Consider the following 6,885-nt stretch of genomic DNA (forward strand, 5'->3'; position numbering starts at 1 on the left):
GTAAAATACTTAGACACCGTCATCATTCCATGTTTCTGGATGCCCTTCACAAAAGCTGCAGCCAGTCATTACGCTGAATTCATTTACATCTGTACTGTGATGAGAGCAGAACGCGCACTGGCCAATAGATTCGAAAAAGCTAAAGCAATGTGTGCAGAAATACCCCTCTCCAAGTTCACAAACAGAATGTTCGATCTCGCATTCGGAGCAACCCGCTGGAGTGGGGGCACAATTGTACTCGTCCAGTGAGTAACTACTCGTATCAAAAAGTTCATAACGGGAAGCAGAATACTTGCATTTGGTGCATTCAAAATCAGTTTCATCCCAAGCTATTAAACTTTGCTGCTTATTGCATTCAGGGCATGAAAATTCGATGAGCTTGTCCTGAAAAGAACCGCACACTAAGCATGACGCCGTTTTGACAGAATAATCATTTATTTGTAAAAGCACTTTTACCGGTGCGGCAGATTTATTGCATAGCTTGCAGTTGATAACCTGATCCCCGCTTTTTCGATGTTCTTTGATTACTTGTTTAATCTGCTTAAACTTAATATCTGCATAGTAAGTGTTTTTTATAAGAAGACTAGTTTCCTGCCTAGCTAGATAGCTTCCCAGTGCCCCTTCAAAAAGAGACTTCCAGTCTTCGCGCAGGAGTCGGTTCAGCGCAAACCAGGCATCAGCCTGCTCAGCAAGGAGTTGCGTTTTTGCTTCATCGGTAAAGGCATTGTGATAAAAATGGACTACTCGGTTGCGGTGCTGACGGATTTTGTCAAAGGCTTCAAATGTGGCCGATGGAAGAGGCTTTTCCAGTACATCCTTCAGTCGCTCACAGGCCTCTGCAAAGGTGATAGATTGAAAATCACCGCTAAGGTATTTCGCTCGAATAATTTTTCTTCCGCTACATACCAGAGACCAATGTTCATGAGCAAGCGGTACTTTAAGCAGCAATTCGACGGCAGTCCAGAAACTGACGATGGAATGGGTAGGGGAAGTGGAAAACTCATCCTGTGCCTTTTGTAAGAAGTCCATGCCGTTATCCAGTAGGCCACGTACCTCAGGGGAAAGTTTAAGACTGGCAGCCCCTAGTCTTCGAATAGCCATATGCCTCCGGTTGATGAAAAATTATGGGAAGTGGTCTTATTCATGTCGCAGTTATTGTAGCCCGTAAATTTTCATCTATTTAAAAAGAGTTTACCGCTGTTTATCTTTTCCGCTTGCTGCAACCTGATAGGTATTTATTAACCTAAAGGAGTGTGGTGATGAATGGCAAAATCAGTGCTTTTCTTCTCCTGTTTTTACCTGTGCCATTATTGGCTAACCCCGTTGTCTATACCGACCCGCAACACCCTCCTACCAATCTTACTCCCGAGACTCAGATAGTCTGGCTGGATGCACCGGAACGATTACAGCGTTCTGTGTTTGGCGAGTTTTCAGCATCGATGGAACAAGCGACAGCGCAAGCTCAGGCTGTCATGCGTTCCCCGCAGTGGCAACAGCATGAGAATGACCTGCAAACGGCTTATCGTGGTGTCGTGCATGCATGGGAAATAGGCGTGCGGAAATATCCCGCTGTTGTTTTTGACGATCGTGACGTGGTGTACGGCACGGCTGATGTTGCTATGGCGCTTGCATATAAAATGCAAGAAAGGGGACGACCATGAGTCGATGGCGAACCCGGTTACGGCCGATTGTAGTTGGCATTATGCTCACGACCGCGTGTGAGCCTGCTGCGATTGCTGCCGTTAACACTGCGCAAATTGTTGCCAGCGCTATTTCTCCAGGGTGTATCAGTTGGCGTGTCAGTGGTATCTGTTACTGGCTATTCTGCACGAAATTCGGCTGTACCATTCGCACGTCCGTCAAAGTTACTCACTTTATCCCAGATGCAGTTGTGTCCACGTACATGGCTCCTGGCGGTAATCCCTGGACTGAGATGTCTCCAGTCAGCCAGGGTGCTGGAGGGTTAGAAAGTACGATTACCAGTGGATTAAGTGGGATCGCTGCCGGCGGTGGGAACGCGGCAGACATTAAAGACCCTGGTCGACGAAAATCCAACATCAAATTTAAGTATGCGGATGCGATAGGCCATCCCGCCTCGACACTCATTGGTGGGCAAATTCCCGGTTATTCCTGCGACAGTGTTGCCACGCCGCTCATGCCGTATTTTCTGAGTACGCTGGATTCTCTCGCCTGGCGAACGGGAGTTCCTGAATCGTTGTATCCGGAGGCGCTCATTCCTGGCCAACGTGAAGTCGGTAGCACGGCATCAGGGAATATGTGGGGGAATGTTTATCCCCGATCTGGATTTATCCAGCATACCGATGACGATAAAGCGTCAGCTGTGGTCGCCCAGCGCGTGGCTGACATTATTACGCGTTCTGGGCAACTACATGTTTATCAGCCCCTGGCAGGCTCCCGCCGTGATGGGTATTGGCCTCCTGAACCCGTAGTGGAAAACACCAACAATCACAAGTGGCAGCGTTTGTCTCCACAGCTAACGTCCTCATGCGCGATCTTCCCTGATGGTGATCGCATGTCAGCTGAAAATGGCAGTGCAGCCTATACCCTCTGGCAACCGTACAGTTGCTGTCAACGCCGCGGTCAGCGGTTGTTATCTGTTACGAATTTTTAAGGAATAACGATGAGAATGAAGTTTTGCGTACTGGCTATCGGCCTGCAATTGATTACGCCGTGCGTTCTCGCCGATCAGTTCAACGTCAATTTGCCTCAGGCAAACAGCGGTTCGCCTGGGTATGGGGCTGATGTCAGTGGTGCAGTATCAGACAAACTCTTTTATACGCTTGGTGGAGGCTCTGTAATTTCACAGCCGGCGACGCGTATCAGTATGGAGAAGTTAGGTGTCGATCTCGGTTGGAGCTCTGATCTGCAGTGCGGTAATTTCGACCTGAAAACAACGGTTGGCAATCAGTTGAACGGGGTGACATCCGGATTCAAAAACCTGATGGGGGAGGTGATTCAGGGGGCGACAGGTGCGGTTGCCAGTTTACCGGGCGCCATTATTCAACGAGCGAGTCCAGGACTCTATGACATGCTGACTAACGGCGTTCTCCAGGCAAATGTCGCGTTTGATAAGGCCATGTTTAACTGCCAGAACATGACCAAACGGATGATGGATTTTTCGGACTCCAGCAAATGGACTCAATCAGCACAGGCCGATGAATACAAGCAACTGGTCAACAGCGGAAAAGCGGATGCCATTCAAACGGATAACGATTCCCAAAAACTCACCGGCAATAATGGCCAAAACTGGATTGGTGGTCAACGACGTGGCGGTAAAGGGCAACCGGCTATTCGTCCAACGCACGATTTGGCGGCCGCGGGTTATAACATGATGAACAGTCAGCCCGTGTTGAGTACATCTTCCGTCAGTACCAGCAATTGTACGGGCTCCGTTTGTCAAAAGTTCGCTAACTCGGAGGAAGCTGCAAAAGTTGTCGTTCAGGTACTTGGCGATCGCTCGATGCGGACGTGTAAGGTTGCCTCTGAATGCACCAGTGGGGATGAAGCTCAGCAACCCGGTACGACTCAGGCGGGAACGGGATTTGCCCCCATGTTGGAGGATGCGACGAAAGCCAATCAGGAACAACTGGTGAAAATGGTTAATGGGGTTGAGAAACCAACGGCTGCGAATCTGGCCAAACTGAAAGCCGGTAGCCTGACTATCACCAGTGGCGTTATCCGGGCGTTACAACGCGACCCGGATAACGCTGCGTTAACGGGACGGTTGGCGAGCGAGCTGGCGATGGCGGATACGGTTGAGACGGCATTACTGATGCGCCGTATGCTGATGACCGGAATGTCTGAACCCAATGCCGCCGCTCAGGAAGCTGCTGTTGATGAAGGAACCCGGCGTATTGAGTCGCTCGATCGGGAAATTAATGCACTGAAGAACGAGATGGAACTCAAGCGCGAGCTGGCACGTAACTCAGTGCTGACTATCATCGAACGGGAAAACAGTCGTGTAGAAACCAACCCGCAGAAGCAAATCCAGGACAACACGGATACGCGTTTCAACCAGATGACTATTCCTGCCCAGAGTAACTAACTATGCCTGAATCTAAAGAGATTTCACCCCAATCCTCTCTGAAACGACTACGCCAGGGAACCAAAGTGCTGCTGCTCGTGCTGGCCTTCGGCTCTGGCGTTATGTTTATTGCATTTCTGATTGCGAGTATTGGTGTGTCCTATCCGGATGAATTCTTAGCGCTACGCCACTGGATGCAGCGAACGAGCATTGGCTGGCTGGTCTGGCGGTTGACGCTGTATAGCGTGCTGGGATGGGGATTCTGGAAAATCTGGCATGCCCCAGGATGTAAGCCGGAGTATAGAGCATCGCTGAAGCGGATGGGCATCGTGAGCGTGATGTTTTTACTAGCGTGTGAATATGCCATGTATCTCGATACAGGAACGACACGATGACCACGAACAGCTATCTCGAGTATTTTCTGACGCTGTTAGGCTGGGTCATTAATAATGGCCTGTGGAACATCCTGATTGGTACCGGACTTTTTGCTGCGCCGCTGGCATTCAAGGTCGTTGGTATCTGGATGAAAGTTCGGGAAGAAGGGGAGGATGAAGGCAATAAAGGGATGCTGTCACTGCCCCGTATCGAGAACGCGTTGTACGGTGCGTTCTTTGTGATGCTGGCCTGTTGCGTTCCGTTGATTAATCTGAGCCTGAGTACCATGCAGTACGATACATCCCGGGCAAAAATGTGTGGAACCTGGACAACACAGTCTCCGGATGACAGTGGGTATTCCAGCGTGGTGTCTAGCCTCGGCGATCAAACAGCCGCGGTACCCTTCTGGTGGGCTGTCGTACACCGCCTGTCAAAAGGCGTAACGCAGGCTGCGGTCGCAACCATTCCCTGTCGACCGGATTTGCGCCAGGTTCGTTTTGAGGTGCAGAGGACCAACATCAGTAATCCGGCTCTGGCTGAAGAGCTGCAGGACTTTACCAACGACTGCTATGCGCTCGCGTTATACACGTGGAAACAACAAGATCAGGGTGCAACAACGGATAAGGATGTGCTGAAGGACATCGAATGGCTAGGCAGCTCAACATTTCGTTCTCGCTATTATGGTGAACTGAACTCAAAAATGCCGCGGTCAAATTTTCCCTGGAGCGATGCCAGGGACAGTGGTCGGCCGAATACGGGGCGGGGGGGGTATCCTACCTGTAATGAATGGTGGTCCACAGCGGATACCGGCTTGCAGGATAGAGTAGTCAATCAAGCTGACCCAGGCATGTGGCTGCGTCTTTCTGCCGCACTGAAAATGATGGGGAAAAGCACTGCTGACTATAAAGAAGCGGTGATCAGGCGTTTGGTGAGCCCTCAGAGCCTAAATATCTCTCAGGGAGGGCAAGTCTATGCCGGTTACGGTGGCAATGCGGACTTTACTACGATGAATACCGTCAATCGGTTTGGTGCTATTGCCGGCGGCGCGTTGGGAAGCCTTGGGGCATTTCCGGCATTTGATGCGATGCGTCAGGCTCTACCAATGGTTCAGGCTATTTTGCTGATGGCCACGTATGTCATGTTACCGTTGATTCTCGCTTTTGGTGTTTATGACTTCAAGGTCGTAGTTACTTTGACATTCGTTATATTCGCACTGAATTTCCTGACGTTCTGGTGGGAATTAGCGCGTTGGCTCGACAGTTGGTTACTTGAAGCACTGTACAGTTCTGATACCCATAGCCGGTTTAATCTGGCAGGTTTTCAGAATACTTCTGACGATATGGTCATGAACTTTGTTATGGGAACAATGTTTCTTGTACTTCCCACCGTATGGGTTGGCGCGTTGTCGTGGGCTGGCGTACGTATCGGAGATTTAGCGAGTGCGATGCGCAGTGGTACCCAGGATGCACAAAAAGCGGGGGGAAGTGCAGGGGAGGCGACAAGTAATGCTGTGAAACAGAAGGCTGCTGGTAGGATATAACTAGGGGGATATAGCCGAGGAGATAACAGATCTCGGCTATTTGCTTTTCCACCACCACCAGTAGTTGCTATCGTTGAGCGCTTGTCCTCCGACCACTCCCTTTTGGGGACTCAAAAGGATTAGAGCCCATAGAAAGAGCGCGACCCCAGCAATAATAAATCCACCAAAAAGGATCGAGGTAGCGGACAAAACACAAAGTGCGGCGACAGGAATATGCCCGATCCAAGTCGGTAAATGAAAACGTGTCGCCAATGCAATACACGTGGCATCCCAGTGTTTCAACGTGTTTTTGACGTGCTGCCAGACCCCCGCAGCTTTCAGTCCACGCTGATAGGCTCGATTTTTTGCTGTGCTAGGCATACGGATGTCCTTCTCGACGGAATACTTCATGGTTACATTTTAGTCTAATGAAGAGCGCAAATCCATCAAATTAAAAGGAATTAAGTTTCCTTTTGTTAATTTCAGCGTTAGTGTTTTTCAGTAAGGTGACGGCATCACTGCTCGGCATCTGAAACTGCACCCTGTGACGTGCGGCCACATCGAGCGCAAACACTTTCGTATAGACCTCCGTCGAGCTGATGCTCTTATGCCCCATTAAACTCTGCAGCACCTTCAGCGGAATACCGGCATACAGCATGTGCATCGCGTAGGAATGCCTAAACGTATGCGGCGTCACCGGCACCGAGAACATCACCCCGTCGGCCGCTGCGGCCTCCACCGCTTCATTCAGCCAGGTGCGGACGGTACGGTCTGTGATCTCCCAGATTCGCGTCTTTTCCATTCTGCCGGTGCGTTTATTTCGGCGCTCCTGGGGGATTTTAAGGGTGGCCACCATCATCTCCAGCTGACTGACGTAACTGTGATCGGAAAGCGGGACCAGGCGGTGGGGCTGACTGCCGGCAGGTGCACGTCCGGCCGTTCTGAC

The 6,885-nt window shown here is 50.5% G+C and carries 8 protein-coding genes; 5 read left to right on the top strand and 3 right to left on the bottom strand.

Annotated features, from left to right (window positions below):
• Positions 1-9: 9 nt before the first annotated feature.
• Positions 10-1,101, bottom strand: a complete 1,092-nt coding sequence (locus tag EDI29_RS12440) for a hsdR (RefSeq protein ID WP_103199282.1) — start codon at positions 1,099-1,101, stop codon at positions 10-12.
• A gap of 158 nt (positions 1,102-1,259) precedes the next feature.
• Between EDI29_RS12440 and EDI29_RS12445 the strand changes: the two genes are divergently transcribed.
• Genes EDI29_RS12445 through EDI29_RS12465 form a run of 5 tightly spaced genes read left to right on the top strand, consistent with a single transcriptional unit; the run spans position 1,260 to position 5,960 of the window.
• Positions 1,260-1,661, top strand: coding sequence for a TIGR03757 family integrating conjugative element protein (locus tag EDI29_RS12445; RefSeq protein ID WP_103199281.1), 402 nt, complete (start codon positions 1,260-1,262; stop codon positions 1,659-1,661).
• Positions 1,658-2,632 (top strand): TIGR03756 family integrating conjugative element protein, encoded by a 975-nt coding sequence (locus EDI29_RS12450; RefSeq protein WP_103199280.1) that lies wholly within the window; start codon positions 1,658-1,660, stop codon positions 2,630-2,632. The genes EDI29_RS12445 and EDI29_RS12450 overlap by 4 nt, the downstream gene beginning before the upstream one ends.
• A gap of 9 nt (positions 2,633-2,641) precedes the next feature.
• Positions 2,642-4,066, top strand: a complete 1,425-nt coding sequence (locus EDI29_RS12455; protein WP_103199279.1) for an integrating conjugative element protein — start codon at positions 2,642-2,644, stop codon at positions 4,064-4,066.
• A 2-nt stretch (positions 4,067-4,068) separates the two neighbouring features.
• A complete protein-coding gene (locus EDI29_RS12460; RefSeq protein ID WP_103160239.1) occupies positions 4,069-4,440 on the top strand; it encodes a hypothetical protein in 372 nt (123 codons plus the stop codon).
• On the top strand, positions 4,437-5,960 hold the full coding sequence (locus EDI29_RS12465) for a conjugal transfer protein TraG N-terminal domain-containing protein (protein WP_103199278.1): 1,524 nt from the start codon (positions 4,437-4,439) through the stop codon (positions 5,958-5,960). Before EDI29_RS12460 ends, EDI29_RS12465 begins: the two co-directional genes overlap by 4 nt.
• 36 nt (positions 5,961-5,996) lie before the next feature.
• Here the strand turns inward: EDI29_RS12465 and EDI29_RS12470 are convergent, their stop codons facing one another.
• Together EDI29_RS12470 and EDI29_RS12475 are read right to left on the bottom strand one after the other, a co-directional pair.
• Positions 5,997-6,320, bottom strand: a complete 324-nt coding sequence (locus tag EDI29_RS12470) for a hypothetical protein (protein ID WP_137741128.1) — start codon at positions 6,318-6,320, stop codon at positions 5,997-5,999.
• Positions 6,321-6,390: 70 nt separating this feature from the next.
• A partial coding sequence (locus EDI29_RS12475) for a tyrosine-type recombinase/integrase (RefSeq protein ID WP_137741129.1) occupies positions 6,391-6,885 on the bottom strand: 495 nt, incomplete at its 5' end.

This window comes from Pectobacterium polonicum, from assembly GCF_005497185.1.
In the GTDB taxonomy this organism is placed as follows: Bacteria; Pseudomonadota; Gammaproteobacteria; order Enterobacterales; family Enterobacteriaceae; genus Pectobacterium; species Pectobacterium polonicum.

Excerpts from the sequence above, each read along its gene's own strand:
- EDI29_RS12455 (WP_103199279.1), top strand. The coding sequence starts at position 2,642 with ATGAGAATGAAGTTTTGCGTACTGGCTATCGGCCTGCAATTGATTACG.
- EDI29_RS12440 (WP_103199282.1), bottom strand. The coding sequence starts at position 1,101 with ATGGCTATTCGAAGACTAGGGGCTGCCAGTCTTAAACTTTCCCCTGAG.
- EDI29_RS12445 (WP_103199281.1), top strand. The coding sequence starts at position 1,260 with ATGAATGGCAAAATCAGTGCTTTTCTTCTCCTGTTTTTACCTGTGCCA.
- EDI29_RS12465 (WP_103199278.1), top strand. The coding sequence starts at position 4,437 with ATGACCACGAACAGCTATCTCGAGTATTTTCTGACGCTGTTAGGCTGG.
- EDI29_RS12460 (WP_103160239.1), top strand. The coding sequence starts at position 4,069 with ATGCCTGAATCTAAAGAGATTTCACCCCAATCCTCTCTGAAACGACTA.
- EDI29_RS12450 (WP_103199280.1), top strand. The coding sequence starts at position 1,658 with ATGAGTCGATGGCGAACCCGGTTACGGCCGATTGTAGTTGGCATTATG.
- EDI29_RS12470 (WP_137741128.1), bottom strand. The coding sequence starts at position 6,320 with ATGCCTAGCACAGCAAAAAATCGAGCCTATCAGCGTGGACTGAAAGCT.